Origin of the sequence: Pseudomonas sp. I2 (genome assembly GCF_040984075.1) — a bacterium.
Classification (GTDB): Bacteria; Pseudomonadota; Gammaproteobacteria; order Pseudomonadales; family Pseudomonadaceae; genus Aquipseudomonas; species Aquipseudomonas guariconensis_B.
The window spans coordinates 26,166-44,961 of the sequence record NZ_JBCGFQ010000023.1 but is presented as its reverse complement, the minus strand read 5'-3'; the positions used below and the strand labels follow the sequence as shown (position 1 = coordinate 44,961).

The 18,796-nt window shown below is 62.1% G+C and carries 19 protein-coding genes and 1 pseudogene; 18 read left to right on the top strand and 2 right to left on the bottom strand.

Translation table 11 applies throughout. From position 1 onward, the window contains the following. Nucleotides 1–49: 49 nt before the first annotated feature. Complete coding sequence (locus tag WCE05_RS13730) at nucleotides 50–355, bottom strand: helix-turn-helix domain-containing protein (RefSeq protein ID WP_026088574.1); 306 nt, start codon at nucleotides 353–355, stop codon at nucleotides 50–52. Between the two features lie 240 nt (nucleotides 356–595). Here WCE05_RS13730 and WCE05_RS13725 point away from each other — a divergent pair. The 14 genes and pseudogenes from WCE05_RS13725 to fhuE all read left to right on the top strand — a co-directional run bounded on the left by WCE05_RS13725 (nucleotide 596) and on the right by fhuE (nucleotide 14,324). Further along, nucleotides 596–947: pseudogene (locus tag WCE05_RS13725) on the top strand (DUF2958 domain-containing protein). 309 nt (nucleotides 948–1,256) lie between these two features. Then, a complete protein-coding gene (locus WCE05_RS13720) occupies nucleotides 1,257–2,027 on the top strand; it encodes a DUF2285 domain-containing protein (RefSeq protein WP_058199553.1) in 771 nt (256 codons plus the stop codon). An 83-nt stretch (nucleotides 2,028–2,110) separates the two neighbouring features. Further along, on the top strand, nucleotides 2,111–2,392 hold the full coding sequence (locus WCE05_RS13715; protein WP_058199554.1) for an AlpA family transcriptional regulator: 282 nt from the start codon (nucleotides 2,111–2,113) through the stop codon (nucleotides 2,390–2,392). 26 nt (nucleotides 2,393–2,418) lie between these two features. Beyond that, the gene (locus WCE05_RS13710) at nucleotides 2,419–3,276 is read left to right on the top strand and encodes a replication initiator protein A (protein ID WP_043101170.1); all 858 of its coding nucleotides are present in this window, start codon (nucleotides 2,419–2,421) and stop codon (nucleotides 3,274–3,276) included. A gap of 253 nt (nucleotides 3,277–3,529) precedes the next feature. Then, on the top strand, nucleotides 3,530–4,168 hold the full coding sequence (gene parA / locus WCE05_RS13705) for a ParA family partition ATPase (protein ID WP_171891537.1): 639 nt from the start codon (nucleotides 3,530–3,532) through the stop codon (nucleotides 4,166–4,168). Beyond that, entirely contained in the window at nucleotides 4,165–4,437 is a 273-nt protein-coding gene (locus WCE05_RS13700) for a hypothetical protein (protein WP_058199582.1), read from the top strand. The genes parA and WCE05_RS13700 overlap by 4 nt, the downstream gene beginning before the upstream one ends. Further along, the gene (locus WCE05_RS13695; RefSeq protein ID WP_033953249.1) at nucleotides 4,434–4,979 is read left to right on the top strand and encodes a DUF2840 domain-containing protein; all 546 of its coding nucleotides are present in this window, start codon (nucleotides 4,434–4,436) and stop codon (nucleotides 4,977–4,979) included. Before WCE05_RS13700 ends, WCE05_RS13695 begins: the two co-directional genes overlap by 4 nt. Beyond that, nucleotides 4,976–5,575, top strand: coding sequence for a S26 family signal peptidase (locus tag WCE05_RS13690; RefSeq protein WP_171891536.1), 600 nt, complete (start codon nucleotides 4,976–4,978; stop codon nucleotides 5,573–5,575). The genes WCE05_RS13695 and WCE05_RS13690 overlap by 4 nt, the downstream gene beginning before the upstream one ends. Before the next feature lie 447 nt (nucleotides 5,576–6,022). After that, nucleotides 6,023–7,987, top strand: coding sequence for a relaxase/mobilization nuclease and DUF3363 domain-containing protein (locus WCE05_RS13685; protein WP_171891535.1), 1,965 nt, complete (start codon nucleotides 6,023–6,025; stop codon nucleotides 7,985–7,987). Nucleotides 7,988–8,290: 303 nt separating this feature from the next. Continuing rightward, complete coding sequence (locus WCE05_RS13680; protein ID WP_171891534.1) at nucleotides 8,291–9,235, top strand: ABC transporter permease; 945 nt, start codon at nucleotides 8,291–8,293, stop codon at nucleotides 9,233–9,235. After that, nucleotides 9,232–10,182, top strand: coding sequence for an iron chelate uptake ABC transporter family permease subunit (locus WCE05_RS13675; protein ID WP_171891533.1), 951 nt, complete (start codon nucleotides 9,232–9,234; stop codon nucleotides 10,180–10,182). Before WCE05_RS13680 ends, WCE05_RS13675 begins: the two co-directional genes overlap by 4 nt. Then, nucleotides 10,179–10,955 (top strand): ABC transporter ATP-binding protein, encoded by a 777-nt coding sequence (locus tag WCE05_RS13670; protein ID WP_069353299.1) that lies wholly within the window; start codon nucleotides 10,179–10,181, stop codon nucleotides 10,953–10,955. Before WCE05_RS13675 ends, WCE05_RS13670 begins: the two co-directional genes overlap by 4 nt. Further along, complete coding sequence (locus WCE05_RS13665; protein WP_198422359.1) at nucleotides 10,952–11,956, top strand: siderophore ABC transporter substrate-binding protein; 1,005 nt, start codon at nucleotides 10,952–10,954, stop codon at nucleotides 11,954–11,956. The genes WCE05_RS13670 and WCE05_RS13665 overlap by 4 nt, the downstream gene beginning before the upstream one ends. Nucleotides 11,957–12,083: 127 nt before the next feature. Next, complete coding sequence (fhuE, locus tag WCE05_RS13660) at nucleotides 12,084–14,324, top strand: ferric-rhodotorulic acid/ferric-coprogen receptor FhuE (protein ID WP_322961213.1); 2,241 nt, start codon at nucleotides 12,084–12,086, stop codon at nucleotides 14,322–14,324. Nucleotides 14,325–14,335: 11 nt separating this feature from the next. Here the strand turns inward: fhuE and WCE05_RS13655 are convergent, their stop codons facing one another. After that, entirely contained in the window at nucleotides 14,336–15,139 is an 804-nt protein-coding gene (locus tag WCE05_RS13655) for a helix-turn-helix domain-containing protein (RefSeq protein ID WP_069353302.1), read from the bottom strand. A 107-nt stretch (nucleotides 15,140–15,246) separates the two neighbouring features. On the opposite strand from WCE05_RS13655, the gene WCE05_RS13650 reads away from it, so the two are divergent. From WCE05_RS13650 to WCE05_RS13635, 4 genes are all read left to right on the top strand, one after another. Next, nucleotides 15,247–16,452 carry a CynX/NimT family MFS transporter gene (locus WCE05_RS13650; protein ID WP_171891531.1) on the top strand — a complete coding sequence of 402 codons (1,206 nt, stop codon included), beginning with the start codon at nucleotides 15,247–15,249 and terminating at the stop codon, nucleotides 16,450–16,452. 73 nt (nucleotides 16,453–16,525) lie between these two features. Beyond that, nucleotides 16,526–17,011, top strand: coding sequence for a hypothetical protein (locus WCE05_RS13645; RefSeq protein WP_128622900.1), 486 nt, complete (start codon nucleotides 16,526–16,528; stop codon nucleotides 17,009–17,011). 467 nt (nucleotides 17,012–17,478) lie between these two features. Next, the gene (locus WCE05_RS13640; protein ID WP_171891530.1) at nucleotides 17,479–18,423 is read left to right on the top strand and encodes a LysR family transcriptional regulator; all 945 of its coding nucleotides are present in this window, start codon (nucleotides 17,479–17,481) and stop codon (nucleotides 18,421–18,423) included. Further along, nucleotides 18,420–18,698: an entry exclusion lipoprotein TrbK gene (locus WCE05_RS13635; protein WP_171891529.1), complete on the top strand. Its 279-nt coding sequence runs from the start codon at nucleotides 18,420–18,422 to the stop codon at nucleotides 18,696–18,698. The genes WCE05_RS13640 and WCE05_RS13635 overlap by 4 nt, the downstream gene beginning before the upstream one ends. Nucleotides 18,699–18,796 lie beyond the last annotated feature (98 nt).

Genomic DNA, 18,796 nt, shown 5'->3' with positions numbered 1-18,796 from the left:
CGCCCATCACGGCGGGGCGCTGTGCTGCTGTTCGCAGCACACCACCACGTCACGCGCGCGGCTTCGCCGCGTCGCGCTCCTTCAACACCGCCTCTAGCTCCCGGCGCACCTGCGCCAGCAGCTCGTCGGCCTTGCGCGGGCTGTCGCCCGCGTAGGCCAGCGTCAGCAGCGTGAGCGGGTGGATCTCCATCACCTCGCACAGCTCGGCCAGCTTATGCAGGGTCGGGCTTTTGAGGTCGCGTTCGAGGGTGCTCATATAGGTGCGGCTGGACACGTCAGAGAAGGCTTCCTGGCTCAAGCCACGCGCCTTTCTAACGGTCTTCAACGCCTTCGCCAATGAGTTCCCAGCCGCCACCTATGGTTTCCCTCGAAAAACCAAGATGACAGCCCATTGCGCCCTATAGGACTACAATCTATAGTGTTCATTTGGTGTTCTACGTTTTCGTGCCTTTACGGAAATCCGCATCGGCGGGTTCCAGCAAAGCCACGCAAGCGCATCCGTGCTTGCGCACGAAGGCGTAAATCCGGTTTGGCGGTTCTGCGCTTGGGCGTGAAACCGCATCCGTGCATCATTGGATTTGTGGGATTGCCGACCATGCCCCAGCCACTCGCCACCGTCCCCGGAGCGCGCGCAACTGCTCGCCAACGGCGAGGCCCGCGCCGCTGGCCGGGCCATCGACCCGGTGCCCGTGGTGCGGCTGTTTACGCCGGACGCGCATGTGACCTGGCTGCTGGCCGCACTCGATCCCGCCGATGGCGACACCGCCTGGGGACTCATCGACCTGGGAATCGGGATGCCGGCGCAGGGAACCGTCAAGCTGTCGGAGCTGGCCGGCATCGTCGGGCCGTGCCAGTAGCCCGTGATGCGCGACCTCTATTTCCGCCCCACGCGCACGCTGTCGGAATACACCCGGCTGGCCGAGCGCGACGGAGCGATCCCGGACTGAATACGGCCCACTGTGACTTTTTCAGTCTGATTTCATACCGGGTAAGTCTCAATCCGGATTCTTGCGGCGTAGCCGCACCAGTCTGATCCAAATAGACATGATGCCAGGCGCGGGCTGCGGCACGCTGGCCTGTACCGCGCCCAAGGTTGGGGCGCTGCCGCCGCAGCATTGAGACGAATACCGCAACGCATCGGAGCCAATCGGTCTTGACAGTCCTATCCGCCTTTTTAACCCATGACGTTCTGACGATGGTGATGTAGCGCGTAGCCCTGCCGTGGCGGCCAGTCCTGTTCGCAGGGAGGTGGCGTCATGGTCGATCGCAGCGCCGAGCACTGGTATCCGACTGCCGCGTATCTGTACGTGCTGCATCTGGACGGCCTTGCGCTCGCCTGGGAGTACCTGCGCAGGCATCCCGACTACCGGCTCGACTGGCTGCGCCGCCATCGTCGGCCACAGGCGGCACAGGAAGCGGCACAGCGCTGGGGCCTGCGCCTGCTGGAAGACCCGGCCCTGGATGCGCGCGACGCGCATCCGGCCTGGCTGCCAGGCCACGTCGCCGTGGTGCAGCTCTACCCCGATGCCGATCCCCCGCTGGATGCGGCAGCGTTCGCGTTCTGGCGCATCCCCGGCCACAAGCAACTGTTCCACGACGGCAAGAAGCTCGCGCTGATCGCGCGCAGCCCAGGCCATTGCCTGCGCTTTGCGCTGGCGGCTGGCCTCGAAGACGGAATGGCCGTGGCCTATGCCCAACGGAGCGGCACTGCCGCGCCTGTGCGCGGTCATGCACGCGGCGCGACCTTCGCTGCCACCACGCCCAGGCCAACACCTTCCGCGCTGCTGGAACTGCACACCTTGCAGGCGCTCGACGCGACCCTCGCGGGCGCGTCCTTGCGCGATGTGGGCGAAGGACTGTTCGGTGCCGACGCTGCGGCCGACTGGTACAGCGACGGCGGCCTGCGCTCGAAGGTGCGCCGCCTGGTGCGGCGCGGCGATGCGCTGATGCGCGGCGGCTATCGCCACCTAGCACAGCTTCCGCCACTTGAGAAGGGTCGTTTTGATGTGGACGCAAAACGACCCTGAGTAGAAGGGCCGCGTTTTCTGAGACTGCCTCCATCCGGTCGCGCTGTGTGGCCGGGCGCTTTCAACCGATGGAGGTTCACACCATGCGTCCCGTTCCCTTGCGGCCTGCCGCCACTGTCTCGACCGCTGCTGCGCAGCCCCAACGCTATCTCACCAACGACGAAGCCGCCGAGTACCTGCGGCTGTCGCCGCGCACGCTGGAAAAGCAGCGCGTGATCGGCGGCGGCCCGCGCTTCCGCAAGTTCGGCCGGCGCGTCATGTACGCCGTGGCCGACCTCGATGCCTGGGCCGCCGACCGCAGCTTCGAGACGACTTCCGATCCCGAATACGCCGAGCACCACTCGGCCGACAGCCGTGCGCGCTGATCGGCGGCGCGCGGCAGGCCATCGCCATGTCCAGCACCGCGCTGCCGTCCCGGCAGCGGCCGTTGCAGGAGCGCGAACAGCTCGACCTGTTCCGCGCCTTGCCCGGCGACATGGCGCCGCGCGACAGCCAGGACTTGATGGCCTATCCGTTCTTCTCGCTCGGCAAGTCCAAGCGGGTCAAGCCCATCGACTTCCGTGCGGGCAACGTGACGATTCGCGTGGAAGGCACGCAGGAGCACGGCATCGCCACGATTTGGGATGCGGACGTGCTGATATGGGCGGCCTCGCAGATCGTGGAAGCGAAGGACGCGGGCTTGCGCCCGTCGCGACTGATGCGTGCGACGCCCTACGAGATCCTGCGCTTCATCGGGCGCGGCAAGTCGCTGCGCGACTACCAGCGCCTCAAGGCCGCGCTCGATCGGCTGCAATCGACCACGGTGGCCACGTCCATCCGCGAGACGACAGGCCGGCGCCTGCACCGCTTTTCGTGGATCAACGAATGGAAGGAGCTGGCCGACGCCAGCGGCACGCCGCTGGGCATCGAGCTGATCCTGCCGGACTGGTTCTTTGCGGGCGTGCTCGACGCCGCCCTGGTGCTGACCATCGACCCGGCGTATTTCCGGCTGACGGGCGGCATCGAGCGGTGGCTGTACCGCCTGGTGCGCAAGCACGGCGGCAAGCAGGCATACGGCTGGCAGTTCGACTTCCGCTACCTGCACCAGAAATCCGGCAGCACCGCCAAGCCCTACGACTTCGCCTGCGACCTGCGCGCGCTCGTCGCGCGGCAGTCGCTGCCCGGCTACGTCTTGGGCATCGAGCGGATGCCCGACAACGGCATGGAGCTGCTGACCTTCCGGCCCGTGCCGCATACGGCACGGGGATAACTCCGGGAGAACCTGTGAACAGTGTCGTGCTATCAGGCGTGCGGGGTATCGTGCTATCAGGCGTGGAACTGTCGTGCTATCAGGCGTGCCGATCGGCCGCAATCCCGCGTCAGTATTGGGTTTGTGCGCCCTCTAACTTCCCTAACTTCATTTCTCTAACTTTTAGTAGAGAAACGCCGCTGCGGTGGACAACCACCACGCGGCCACAAGCGCAGCAGCAAAAGCCTGGCTTTCCAACACGGAGGGCCGCGCCATGATCGTCGCTCTGCTCAACCAGAAAGGCGGCGTGGGCAAGACCACGCTCGCCACGCACATCGCCGGCGAGCTGGCGATGCGCGGCCAGCACGTCGTCCTGCTGGACGCGGACCCGCAGGGTTCATCGCTGGACTGGACACAGCGCAGAAGCCAGCAAGGCTTGCCACGGCTGTTCAGCGCCGTGGGCCTCGCACGCGAAACACTGCACCAAGAGGCGCCAGAACTCGCCAGACGGGCCGATCACGTCGTCATCGACGGCCCGCCACGCATCGCGGCACTGGCGCGCTCCGCGCTGCTGGCGGCCGAGCGCGTGCTGATCCCCGTGCAGCCCAGCCCTTACGACCTGTGGGCCAGCGCCGAGATGGTGGCGCTGATCCGCGAGGCACAGGTGTTTCGGCCTGCGCTGCGCGCGGCCTTCATCATCAATCGGCGCGTCAGTACCACGGTGATCGGGCGCGAAGCGCGCCAGGCGCTGGCCGACCAACCGCTTCCTGCGCTGCTCGCGGAAGTGCATCAGCGCATCGTGTTCGCCGACAGCGTAGCCGCTGGCCGGCTTGCACGCGAGACGGCGCCGGACAGCGCCGCCGCACGCGAAATCACCGCGCTGGTGGACGAACTGCTGTGGTGGCCGACATGACAGCGAAGCCACCGATACGCGCAAAGCGCGTCGGCATCGGCGCGCGTCCGCCCGCGAATCCGCACGCCGAGGCGTGGATTCGCCAGGGCGACGCCGATGCGTTGGGCAAGGGCGACCTCTACACGGCCCGCCTCACGCTCGACATCACGCCCGCGATGCGGGCGCGCATCAAGGTGTCGGCCTTCACGCAAGGCGTGACCGTCGCCGACCTGCTGCGCGGCTTGCTGGAGCGGGAGTTTCCCGAGAACCACAGGGAGAAAACGCCATGACTGCATCCGCTTCGTCGGCCGCTGGCGCGGCCACAACTGCGCCGCAGCCGTCACTGGCCATGCTCGCCGGCCAGCCTGCCAGCGCGCCGCTGACGCGCGTGGCGCTGGCCTACATCGAACCGCGCTTCAAGCTCTACCTGCGCTTCGGCGAACCTGCGCGCACGCATCAGCTCGACCGCTGGCGGCGCTGCGCGGTGTTCCTGCCGGGCGCCATGTTGTGCCGCATCCGCTGGCAGGCCAACGACTACGGCACCGTTCGCTGGCAGCTCATGGTGATGCAGGCTTGCACACCGCTGGATGCGGCGCAGCGCATCCCCGGCGTGCAGCCGGGCGCGCGCCTGCTACTCCACGCCGAAGGGGAGAACCAGGTGCGCGCCGTGCTGGAGCGCATCGACGCCATCGAGGCGCTGGGCATCGCGCCCGTCGGCGCCTCGCCCACGTACTGGCGCACGCTCGCCAACCGGCTCGCTGCGCGCTTGCCGCTGCCCGAATACACCGCCGAGCGGCACGCCGCCTGGCTGACCGGGAGGGCGCTGCCATGACGCTTCCATCCGCCGTTGCCGGTGCAGCGGGCATTCCGCTGCGTCCTCGCTCGCGCCTGCGCGCTCGCCTCGTGCTGGCGGGCCTGTCCGCCTGCGGCCTCGCTGCGCTCGCTTGGGCGTCTTTCGTGCATCCGATGCCGCGCCTGATCTATAACCCGTCCGACAGCGTGGCGGTCGGCTGGTATCGCGTTGATCCGCGGGGGCACGGCTCCGGCTCGCTGCCACGCCCCTTGTCCGTGGGCAGCATCGTCCTGACCACGCTGCCGCCAGACACCGCCGCGCTGGCCGCGCAGCGCGGCTACCTGCCGGCGCGCGTGCCGCTGCTCAAGCGCGTGGGCGCCGTCGCACCGCAGGAGGTGTGCATCACTGGTCGCATAGTCCGCATCGACGGCGTGCCTTCGGCCGCCGTGCTGCCTGCTGACCGCTGGGGCCGGGCGCTGCCATCCTGGCAGCAGTGCCGCCGCCTTGAACCCGGAGAACTGTTCCTGCTCAGTGTGACCAACCCGGCGTCGTTCGACAGCCGGTATTTCGGGCCGGTCAGCACATCCGCCGTGATCGGCGTCGCGCATCCGGTCTGGCTGGAATCCCGCCCATGAAGGCCGTCGATTCGCTGCACGTCGCCGTGCATCTCATCGTGCCATCGGGCGTGTCGTTCTGCTGTTCGTCGCCGTGTCGTCGCGCGTGCAGTGCGGGTGTATTCGCACCGCACTTCGCGCTGTCTTCGGCGCAGCCGTCCAACGTGCAGGCGTCTTGCCTCGAACGCGCCCGGCCTGGGGCCGTGTCCGCGTTCGCCGGCGCGCTGGCTGGCTACGCAGCAGCGCCGCCGGGCCGACGCTGCCCGGAGCGACAGCGAGGGGCAAAGGCGGAAGGCAAGACAAAAGGACGCGGCACCTGGCCGCGTCGAAAGCCTGTCTGCACGTGGGGGGACGCGGCACGGAGCGGCTTTGCCGCCGTGCCGCGTGGGGCGCGAGGCCCGCGCCAATGCTGACATGTCCGCGTGCTTCACACGACAGGACACGCCGTAGCTTACGGGGAGCGCAGCCATGACCGACCGCCGCGACGACGATTTCCGGGTGCGTCCGAGTGCCCCGAAGAATCGTGGCAAGGGCCAGGGCCAGAGCTTCGTTTCCAAGGTGCTCAAGCAGACCGGCAAGGCCAGCGGCGGCAAGTCGGCGGTGCACCGTCCCGGCACTGGCCAACGGCCCGGCTCGCGGCTTGGGCGCGGCCACACGGCGGCGCGCTTCGCGGGCGCGAAGCTGACGCCCATGTCGCGGCGCGTGACCATCAAGACCCTGTTGGTCAATCAGCGCAACGCCAGCCCCCAATCTCTGGCGAAACACCTGCGCTATATCGAGCGCGACGGCACGGGCCGCGATGGCGAACCTGGCCTGGCCTATGGCCCGCAGACCGACGAAGCCGACCTCGATGCCTTCAAGGAACGCTGCCAGGACGACCGGCATCATTTCCGCTTCATCGTTTCACCTGAAGACGGTGCGGAGCTGGACGACCTGCGCACCTACACCCGGCACCTGATGAACCGGATGGAGGCCGACCTGGGGACGCGGCTGGATTGGGTGGCGGTGGATCACTGGAACACCGACAACCCGCACACCCACCTGATCGTGCGCGGACGCGACGACACCGGCAAAGACCTCATCATCGCCGGCGACTACATCGCCCACGGCTTCCGGCATCAGGCCGCCGAACTGGCGACGGAATGGCTGGGGCCACGCACCGAACTGGAGATCCAGCAGACCTTGCAGCGCGAGGTGGAGCAAGAGCGGTGGACGAGCCTCGACCGCACATTGCAGCGCGAGGCCGGCGAGGATGGCCGGGTGCAGATCGAACGCTTCAACGAACCCCGGCTGCAACGCCAGCGCCTGCTGCTGATCGGCCGCCTGCAACGCTTGCAGCGTCTGGGCTTGGCTGACGAGACTCAGCCGGGCACCTGGGCTATCCATGCGGACGCGGAGAAGACCTTGCGCGCCCTGGGCGAGCGCGGCGACATCATCCGCACCATGCAGCGGGCCATGCGCGGCGAGCCGCGCGAGCTGGCGGTGTTCGAGCCGGGCGACGATGACCGAACCATCCTCGGCCGCGTGGCCGCGAAGGGGCTGGCCGACGAGCTGCACGACCGCGGCTATCTGGTCATCGACGGCACCGATGGCAAGGCCCACTACGTCGCGCTCAACGCCCGCGACGAGCTGGCGAACTATCCCGCTGGCGCGGTGGTGGAGGTGCGCGGTTCCGCCGAGGTGCGCGCCGCCGACAAGAACATCGCCGCGCTGGCGAGCGATGGCCTGTACCGCACCGATCATCACCTGGCGATCGAGCAAGGCCGGGCCAAGCCCGACCGCGATCCGCAGGAAGTCGTCGCCGCCCACGTCCGCCGGCTGGAAGCCTTGCGCCGCGCTGGCATCGTCGAGCGCGTGACCGATGGCTTATGGAAGGTGCCGGACGACTTGGCCGAACGCGGCCGCCAGTACGACGCGCAGCGTCTCGGCGGTGTCGCCGTGGAGTTGAAATCACACCTGCCTATCGAGCGGCAGGCCCGCGTGATCGGCGCGACCTGGCTGGATCAGCAGTTGATCGGCGGTGGCCGAGGGCTAGGCGAAATGGGCTTTGGCGGCGAGGTCAAGAACACGCTGCAACAGCGCGCCGACTTCCTGGTCGAACAGGGGCTGGCTGAGCGACGCGGGCAGCGCGTGATCCTCGCCCGGAACCTGCTGGGGGCGCTGCGCAACCGGGAATTGGCGCAGGCAGCGAAGGACATTGCCGCCGAAACCGGCCTGGAGCATCGGCCCGTGGCGGATGGGCAGCGGGTGGCCGGCATCTACCGGCGCAGTGTCATGCTCGCCAGCGGGCGCTACGCCATGCTGGACGACGGCATAGGGTTCAGTCTGGTGCCGTGGAAACCAGTGATTGAGCAACGCCTTGGTCAGTCTATTAGCGCCACCGTCCATAGCCACACGACGTCCTGGCATCTTGGCCGAGGACTAAGCAGATAGCAGGTCCGGTATCGGAACTGCTGAGCCCAAGAAGGGGGGATTTGGTGACTCTCGGCTTGCCAGGACTCGGACGTCCGTGCACCTCTCTGATTAATCAGTATGTCGACCAAACCGTGGATAAGGGAGATGTCCCTCCTGTAGCACTCTGACGCAAGACGCAGCGTGATCCGTTGCGATTGGCAGGATTTAGCGATTCGCGGTCCGTTGTTAATAGCAATCATTCGCATCAAAAAACTAACATGGACGTCCTACGGCTGCGCGTATCGAACACCGGCCTGAAACGAACTCTGCCAGGGCAATTTCGTGGCTCGTGCACGTCTATTCAGCTTGTTTGGATTCCTTTGTTTTGCGTCGCTGTTCGTCGGCGTGACGCACATCTCGTGGTCGCAGGTTTTCGCAGTTTCCGGTGATTCATGGCTGACGCTAACGGTAAGCCGTATTCCCCGCTTGGCAGCACTCGTCTTGACCGGGGTGGGGCTATCCATTTGCGGCGTGATTCTTCAGCAGATTGTTCGGAACAAGTTTGCCGAGCCTGCGACCTCTGGCGGCCTGGATGCAGCGAAACTGGGAATTCTGCTTTCGCTGGTACTCACGCCAGGGGCGGGGACCATAGGAAAGATGTTGTTCGCGCTGCTGTTCTGCTTCGCGGCGTGCATGCTCTATGTCGCGATTATCCGGCGAATAAAGTTCAGGAACACGGTGTTGGTTCCTGTCGTAGGGCTGATGTACGGCAGTGTCCTGAGCGCGGTCGCAGAGTTCTACGCCTATCGCCACAACATTGTGCAAAGCATGCAGGGTTGGTTGCTGGGTGATTTCTCCAAGATCGTCCAGGGCAACTACGAGATCATTTATCTGATCGTCCCCATCGTTTCGCTTACCTACCTGTTTGCCCATCGCTTCACGGTAATGGGGATGGGGGAAGACGCGGCGACCAGTTTGGGCCTGAACTATTCGGGGACTGCCGCCGTGGGTTTGCTGTTGGTCGCGGTCACTGTGTCCGCTTCCGTTATTGCGGTGGGGGCGATTCCTTTCGTCGGACTGGTGATCCCAAACCTGGTGGCGCTGCGCTGCGGTGAAAACCTACGCCGAACCTTGCCCATCGTGGCTCTATCGGGCGCGTCACTCCTGCTTGGGTGCGACATCGTTGGCCGCCTTCTGATCTATCCGTTTGAAGTACCCATCGGTATGACCGCAGGCGGCCTGGGCGGACTGCTGTTCCTCGTGCTGTTGTTGAGGAAGCTCAAATGACGCGCGTGCTCAACAGGTACTGGCTATGGACCCTGGTCATCGCGGCTGCGTTGATTTTCATCTTCGTCCAATCGGGTTTCGACTTTGAATATGTCATTCCCAAGCGCCTGAACCGTTTGGGAGCCATCGTGATCGGCGGAGTCTGCGTCGCAGTCTCTTCCATCGTGTTTCAGACCATTGCGGGTAACCGGATACTTACCCCTGCTGTCATGGGATACGAAGCGGTCTACTTGCTTCTTCAATCGTTGCTGACGCTGGTTCTGGGCGGGCATGGCCTGATCGCCATCGGCCGCAACGAGAGCTTTTTCCTCTCTATCGTCTTCATGCTGGCCTACTCGTGGGCCGTCCATCGCTACTTTTTCAAGGATGGCAGGCGCAACGTGTACTTCTTGCTGTTGGTGGGCCTGGTGCTGACCATGCTGTTCGGCACGATGATCCAGTTCATCCAGCTCAAGATCAGCCCGGGAGATTTCGGCATCGTCCAGGGGTTCATCTATGCGTCCTTCAACCGGGCGCAGCCAGAGCAACTGGCCTATGCGGCGGTGCTGCTCGCCGCCATCTCCATCGTCTTAGCGAAAACACTTCCTTCATTGGACGTTCTGGCGCTGGGACGCGAACAATCCTTGTCGCTCGGATTGGACTACAAGCGGAGCGTGAGGCTTTACCTGTCCATCATCGCGGCATTGGTGGCCGTCTCTACCAGCCTAATCGGGCCGACAGCCTTCATGGGGATCTTCGTCGCGAACATCACGTACTCGATGACCAAATCCACATGGCATCGCCTGACGCTCCCCACTGGATGCGCAGTGGCGGTCGGCATCTTCATCATCGCTCAGCTCCTGGTCGAGCACGTTTTCAACTACACGACCACCGTCAGCATTCTCGTCAACCTCGTATGCGGGGCCTACTTCCTCATGCTGATGGTGCGTACACGAGGTAATGCATGATCACGACGGAAGACCTTTGCAAGGCGTACAACGGAAAACCGGTGCTGTCCAATGTCAGCGTTCGGTTCCCTGCCGGAAAACTGACCTCCCTGATTGGACCCAATGGCGCAGGAAAGAGCACCTTGCTGATGTTGGTCGCGCGTTTGCTGGAGCCCACCAGCGGCGCGATCAGGATCGGCGATAGGACCGTTCTGGATTTCCGTCCCAGGGAGTACGCAACGCGTGTCGCCACGCTGCGTCAGGCACCCGATATCAACCTCCGCCTGACGGTCGAGGAGCTGGTGGCTTTCGGCCGATTCCCCTATACCCGCGGATCACTCGATGCACGTGACCAAAGGGAAATCGACGAAGCCTTGGCCTTTCTCTCCCTGGATGGATTGAGAGAGCGCTACATCGATGAGCTTAGCGGCGGCCAGCGCCAGATGGCGTTTCTGGCGATGACGGTGGCGCAGCAGACCGACTGCCTGTTGCTCGATGAGCCGCTCAACAACCTGGATATGAAGCATTCCGTGCAGATCATGCAGGCCTTGCGCCGCCTGTGTGACGAACGCGGCCGCACGGTGGTGATGGTGGTTCATGACATCAACTTTGCCGCCAACTATTCGGATCACATCGTTGCGATGAAGGGCGGCACCGTCAGTTTCAGCGGCCAGGCTGCCGAGGCCATTTCGGAACATCGGCTGCGTGAACTTTACGAGTTGGATTTCGAGATCATGCGCACCGCTCGCGGGTGCGTATGCAACTACTTCAAACCAGCAGGAGAACTAAGATGAAGTCGAATAGAAGCAGGTATTGGTGGGCCGCGGCCTTGCTCTTGGTTTCGGTGACCGCATTACAGGGCTGCGATGGCAAAGCCGGGAAGTCGGCGCAAACAGGAGCGAAAGATTTGGCTGCGCAAGAGCGCGCCGTTGCAGATTCAAACGTCATCACAGTGCAACACGAGTTGGGAACCACCGTTCTCAAGGCTCGGCCGAAACGGGTCGTTCCCTATGACATGAGCGTACTCGACTCTCTGGACCAGCTTGGAATTACGATTGTCGGTATGCCGAAGGACTATGTTCCCCGATTTCTCTCGAAGTACCAGGATAATCCGGCAATTCAGGATGTGGGCGGGGTTCTGCAGCCCAATCTCGAACAACTTTATGCAGTGAAGCCTGACTTGGTGTTGATTTCGCCTCTGGAGGCCGGTAGCTATCAGGAGTTGTCCCAGATCGCTCCAACGATCTACTTCGATGTGGACTACATGAACCAACACGGCGACTACATCGGTGGCGTCAAGAAGCAGCTCATGACGTTGGGGCACGTGTTCGGGGTGGAAGACCAGGCACGCAAGAAGATCCATGAGATCGAAACCAAGGTCGATCAAGCGCGTGCTGTTATCAAGGATCGCCCGGAGAAGGCGCTCATCGTGATGCACAACAACGGCGCGTTCACCGCGTTCGGTGTTCAATCTCGTTACGGCTTCATCTTCGATACCCTAGGTGTCAAGCCGGCCAGCCAGCACATCGAACCCGGACTGCATGGCCAGCCGATCTCGAACGAATTCATTCACGATGCCGACCCGGACATCATCTATGTCGTGGACCGGACCGCTGCCCATGATCGCAAGCCTGTAGATCCCAAGGCACTGGACAACCCATTGTTGCGGCAGACCAAAGCCTGGAAGACCGGCCGCGTGGTCTTCGTGAATCCGGATGTTTGGTATCTCACCGGCGCCGGCGTCACTTCCCTGGAAATGCTCATCGACGAAGTTCTGAAGGGCTATACCGGCTGATAGGACCACGCCTGCGCATTGTCTCCAGCGACGCTGCCATACCCCAGCGTCTACCACGCTGACGGATATCCCTTAGAGCGAGCAACTCGGTCTCCGTTGCGTTTCTGAATTCGAGGAGTTTATTGACATGGCAATTCATCGCCAGGGGCCGGCTTGCGCCCGAAAAAACCTTCACCACCCAATGACATGGCTCTACGCCTTGCTCCTACCGACCGTTCTACCTGCATATGCGGCTTCCACGGAGACAGAAGGGGCCGTTGCGGTATCGCCGCAAAGCAGGGAGGAACGAAGCGGTGTTACGGTTCTCCCCGCGGTGACGGTTTCCGCGCAAAGACCAGGAGCCGATACAGAAGGGACTGGCTCATACACCACCGGGACAACCAAAGCGGCCACGGGACTGAGCCTTTCGCCGCGAGAAACTCCGCAGTCGGTGACTGTCGTGACGCGTCAGCGTATGGACGATCAGCAGTTGAACTCAGTGAAGGATGTTCTGGAAAACACGACCGGGATCAGCTCGACCACATTGGACACGGAACGTGTTTCTTACTATTCGCGTGGTTTCAGTATCGACAGCTTTCAGTACGATGGCGTGCCCACGACATACATTCCCGGATCGTTCCTGCCAGGTGAGGGGGTGCTGGACACGGCATTTTACGATCGGGTCGAGGTGGTACGTGGAGCCACTGGTCTGCTGCAGGGGGTCGGCGATCCGTCAGCCTCGGTCAACCTCGTTCGCAGGCGGCCGTTGCGTGAGTTCTCTCTGACTGGTTCGCTGGGGGCTGGTTCTTGGGACAACTATCGGGGGGTGTTGGACGTGTCCACGCCGCTTACCACCTCCGGCAATGTCCGTGCACGGGTGGTAGCTGCCTATCAGGACCGCAATTCCTTCCTCGACTATTACCAGCAGCGTCGGCAGGCCTTCTACGGTGTGGTCGAGGCAGATCTGACGTCGAGCACGACCCTGAGCCTGGGCCACGAATACCAGGATAGCGACCCGAAGGGGATTACCTGGGGTGGCCAGTCGCTGTTCTATTCCGATGGATCGCGCACCGATTGGTCCCGGTCCAAGAACACCGCGCCGCGTTGGAGCCATTGGAGCAACCGGATCAATACGACCTTCGCGCGCTTGGAACATGAGTTCGATAACGGATGGAGCGTTCGCGCCAACGCGGAGCACCGACGTGTGGACAGCTCAAGCGAGCTGTTCTCGATGAACGGCTATCCGGATCGCGCCTCGGGGGAAGGTTTGTGGCCGATTGCCCTGGGAGGCCGCAGCAATAGTCGGCAGAACAATTTTGACGTTATGGCCTCTGGACCGTTTGCGTTGTTCGGGCGTGATCACGAACTGATGGTTGGCGCGTCAACGTCCCGGCTCCGTGCACATGACAACTCTGCTTTCATCTTCCCGACGGACCCTATCGGTAGCATCTACGACTGGAATGGCAACTATCCAAAGCCCGACTTCGCCAGCTTTCCGCACGACGCATCCAGTACGACCATCAAGCAGACCGGCCTCTATAGCGCGGCCCGCTTCTCGTTGGCTGACCCGCTCAAGCTGATTATCGGTGCTCGGCTGAGCAACTACGAAATGGAGCGGGACAGCAGCAGGGGGGAGCCATTTCACTATAAGAAGGACAACAAGCTGATCCCGTACGCGGGGTTGGTCTACGACATTGACGATACCTACTCGGTGTACACCAGCTACACGGAAATCTTCAAGCCGCAGACCGATCGCGACCGCAACGATAAGGTGCTTGGGCCGACCAAGGGGAAAAATACCGAGGTTGGCATCAAGGGCGAGTATCTGGACGGTCGTCTGAACGCGTCCTTCGCAGTGTTCGAGGCTCGACTAGACGGTGTGCCGCAGATTGACAGCGGCCATCTGCTTCCCGACGGTTCTCAGGCGTATTACGCGGCCAACGGCACCAAGTCGCGAGGATTTGACATCAATGTTCAGGGCGAGATTGCGCGTGATTGGAACCTTTACGCGGGCATCTCTCATTTCACAGCATCGCAAGGCGACGGCCAGCGCTTGAGCACGCAGATTCCTCGAACGACGGCGCGCCTGTTCACCACTTACCGGTTACCGGGTGACTGGAATCGCTTGACGATCGGCGGTGGGGTGAACTGGCAGAGCCGCTTTTATGGGACGGCGACGGGACCTCAAGGAGAAGTCCAAGTTGGCCAGGCTTCTTATGCGCTCGCCTCGTTGATGGCACGCTACGACGTCTCGAAAAACACCACCATCACGGCGAACGTCAACAACCTGTTTGATCGCAAGTACTACACGATGACGGGGTTCTACAACCACTACCTGTACGGCGAGCCTCGTAACTTCATGGTGAATATGACGTACAAGTTCGAGTAATCCGAACGTCCCTACGGCTCTTCGCCTTGTGTGAGTTCCGCGAAGTATCGCGCAGGGGGCTTTCCGACAGCCTTCTTGAACATGGTGATGAAGGCGGTGACCGAGTCGTAGCCCAATTGGTCCGCTACTCGCTGAACCGTCTGCCCGGAGGAAAGCTGGCGCATGGCAACGATTAAGTGCAGTTGCTGGCGCCAGCGGCCGAACGTCAGGCCTGTCTCCTGTTGGACGAGTCGGGCTAGCGAGCGTTCGCTCATGGCGACCAGCTTGGCCCAATCGGCAAGTGTCCTTCGATCCGCTGGATCGTCCGAGAGCATCTTCGCAATCTTGCGCATCCGAGGTTCGTTCGATGTTGGCAGGTATAGCTGCTCGACCGGCATTTGTGCGAGTTCCTCCAGAAGCACGACGGCCTTGCGTCCCACTCGGCTGTCTGGAAGGTACTCGGGAGCCTGGTCAGCCATGTGCAGCACCAACTCGCGCACCAGGGGAGTGATGGAGAGCGTGCAGCATTGGTCTGGCAATTGCGCTGCACCTGGTTGCACGAAGAGGTAACAAATCCGTGCGTTTGCGGTGGCGCGAACACTGTGGGGCATTTGTCCTGGAATCCACACGGCACAGCGCGGGGGAACCATCCAAATCGCATTAGGTACTTCGCAGGTCACGCCACCCTTCAGAGCAAGGACTAGCTGTCCTTGTCGATGTTGATGTACCGGGACTTCGCTCTTTTGCTCGGCGATGTTCACACGCATCCCCACTACTGGGCCGCGCACCTTGGTTTCGTCGAAATTTCTCAACGACGGTTCTAGCGACATGGCCATTGGAATTACCTTGGCAGAATTTAGCGATCTGTTGTCATTCTAGCTAAATTCATATTTAGGTCCAAGCGATAGATTGCGGTACTGATTGTCTGTTTTTGGAGTTATGAATGAGTAATCGTGATGCAGCCTTGGCGGTTGCCCGACCAGCTTTGCTGATAGCAGGGCTCCTTTTGATCGCGACCAACCTGCGTGCGCCCATTACGGGCGTTGCTCCCGTTCTGGAGACACTGCAGTCGGCGTTTGCGCTGTCGCCGGCACAAGCGGGGCTCTTGACGACGCTACCGTTGTTGGCGTTCGGCATCATTTCTCCCTTTGCCGCGATGTTCGCGAGGGAATACGGACTGGAGCGTTCGCTGTTCGGGGCGCTACTGCTTATCGCGGCCGGCGTGGTGGTCCGATCCGTCGGGCCTGTGTGGACCCTGTATCTGGGCACGGCCACCATCGGTGTCGGCATCGCCGTGGGCAATGTGCTGCTCCCCAGCCTGGTCAAACGTGACTTCCCGGCAAAGGTGCCCACCGTTATGGGCGTCTGCTCCATTGCCATAGGCGGCGCGGCCGCGCTGGCATCCGCGAGTGCCGTGCCGCTGGGACATGCGTTCGGCTGGCAAGGCGCGCTTGGCGCTACCTTCGTCTTTCCGTTGGTTGCCGCCCTGGTGTGGTCCAGCCAGTTGGGGTCTCATACCGCGCCGGCCAAGGGAACTGCCTCGGCCCCTCATGGTGGACGGGTATGGCATTCCGCATTGGCGTGGCAGGTGACCTTGTTCATGGGCATTAATTCACTGGTGTATTACGTGTTGGTCGCGTGGCTGCCGTCCGTTCTGACTTCCTCGGGTATTTCTCCGGAGGTTGCCGGCTCGCTTCATGGTGTCATGCAATTCGCTTCGGCAGTGCCCGGCCTCCTGCTTGGTCCCATCGTCAGCCGTATGAAGGACCAAAGGCTGGTCGCCGCCATTATGGGTGGGCTGATGGCCGTGGCCCTTCTCGGATTCTGCGTGGCGCCGTCCTGGGCCTCCTTGTGGGCGTTCTGCTTCGGCCTGGGCTCTGGCGGTGGTGTGCTGCTGGCGTTGATGTTCATGGGCCTGCGGGCTAACAGCGCCCACCAGGCCGCGTCGCTTTCAGGCATGGCCCAGTGTGTTGGCTACTTTCTGGCGGCATGCGGTCCGACGCTTGCGGGCAAGCTCCATGACCTCACCGGTAGCTGGATTGCCGTTCTGTATATCGGCATGGGGCTCTCGATCGTGATGGTGATCTTTGGCTTGCTTGCAGGCCGCTCTCGAACGATCGGGGGTGAGCATCCGCAAGCTCGTCATTGATGTCATCGCTTGCGCCGTCCACCGCTATGCAGGGGGCAGCGCTTTGGGAACTACAGGTTCGTGAGGTAACGAAATGAGCAGCAAGACGACCTTTCTAAATATCTCCAGCACCTCCGCCGACTGGCGTGGGCTGGCGCTTTCCAACTTCGGACTTTCACCATTCGTATTCCACGACATGCTGTTTGCGTCCGTTGAGGGGTTCATACAAGGCATCAAATTTCCAGAGAGCGATCCGCGCCGGCTGCAGGCCTTTCATCTGAGTGGCTGGGATGCAAAACAACTCGGAGATCTGGCGGATCGCAGTGGTGCCTACTGGAACCGCCAATGCTTGCCCTACGGCTCAACGCAGCATCATCAGCTTATTGAGTCCGCTATTCGGGCACGAATCGATCAATCCATAGGATTGCAGAGGGCACTGCTGTCCACGAATGGGCTGGAACTGGTCCACGATACGGGTCGGGCAGAAGCGCCGACGACATCGCTGCCTGCCATCGTTTTTTGTCGAATTCTGACTGCCATTCGCGAGGAACTGCTGTGTGCACGCCTAGCAGCATCGTGACCCCTCGACTCGCTCGGGTACTCAATTGTTCAATGGAGCAGACTGACTATGAACCTTAACCCTCAGAACTTCTTGGTGCATGACATTAGCCACCATCCGATGGTCGTCTTCAGGAACGACTCTGCTAGACCTGGCTACGCAAAGCAATGGGAGGCCGAAACGGTTTCGCTTATTCGGTACGGGGTGCCTTTCGTCATTGTGTATGACCAGCTTCGCGGAGATGAAGATCAACAGGACCTAAGGCACAGGGCGTTGTGGCTCAAGCAGAACAAAGCGGAGATGAGCCGAGTGTGCAAGGGATTCATCAGTATTGAGCCCGACCCTGTGCGCCGAGAGGAGGCAAGGCAGATGGGGGGGATGCTGGCAAGAGCGTTCGGTATGCAACATGAGGCGGTCGAAACGCAGGCCGAGGCCCGCAAGCTTGCCGAATGCTGGGCATCCGAGCCATCCCCAGGTAGATAGTTCCCATGGAACTGCGGCACCTGCGATGCTTTCTTGCCGTGGCCGAAGAGCTGCATTTTGCACGCGCGGCTGAACGACTGCATATCGAGCAATCGCCTTTGTCGCGGACTATCAAAGAGCTGGAAGAGGAGTTAGGTGCCCAGCTTTTCGTGCGGACTACCCGAAATACCCGGCTGACTCGTTCTGGAAATATGTTCCTGGAGCATGTTCCACGCGTATTTGCAGCGTTGCAGCAGGCACGAGACAGTGTGAAGGCTGCCGCTAATGGATTTCACCGTCAATTGCGTGTTGCCTTGTCGGATGGAATCTCACCGTCTCGCCTACCAGCGCTACTGGCGCTGTGCCGGCAGGAAGAGCCCGACGTTGATATTCGCCTCTTCGAAATTCCTTTGTCACAGCAGATCAAGGGGTTGCACGATGATCTGTACGATGTTGGATTTGCACAGTCGAATGAGGTAGGCGACGGCATCGTCGCCACGCCTGCCTGGAGCGATACGCTCATGGTCGCGGTGCCGGCGCGGCATCCGCTGCTGGCTCATAAGCGAATTCCCCTGGAAGAACTGCTGCGCTATCCGCTCGTCTTGTGCGATCCACAGGTTTGTGAAGGTCATGCCAGACATGTTGATAGGGTGCTGCGTCGGATGGACACGGAACCGCTCATTGCGGAGCGAGTTGCTTCTTGCGATTTGATGATGGCGCTGGTATCGGCAGGCTTCGCACTTGGGCTGGCAGGTGCCGCGCATATTGCCGCTAGTCGTGAACCAGGCGTGGTAGGCCGGCCGTTGGCGGCACGTGTGCCGCCGCTGACGACCTACCTATTGCATCCCGAGGGCGAGCCTTCCGATGTACTGGTGCGCTTCATTGAGCGCGTCCAGGCCATCGAATCGCTGGAGCGCCCGAGGCTGCTCCCTGGCTGCAGTCTTGATCTCCCAGAGGAGCCTGCGCGATGAAAATGACAATTCCACTCTTGCTAGTCGCGACATTGACTGCCTGCGGCCAGTCCGAAGCACCGCAGAAAGCCACCAATTCGGAGGCAGATATCCCGACTGTGGAAGAACTTGCAGCCAACCCCGGACGGCTAAAGGAACTGCGGCAGCGATGCAAGACCGATCGCCCCAAGCTGGGCGATATGCTGTGCAACCGGGTCGCCGAAGCCACGCGAAAGCGGTTCTATGGCGACGGCGAAACCACATACACACCGCCGAAGGAATCGCCCAAGTTCTGATCGTTGACGGTTCGCCGCATCGCCTTCAACTTTCTGTTTGACACGCCGCAATGCGCCCACGCTTGCGGCGTTTTTATTTGACTCGCCACCACGCTCAT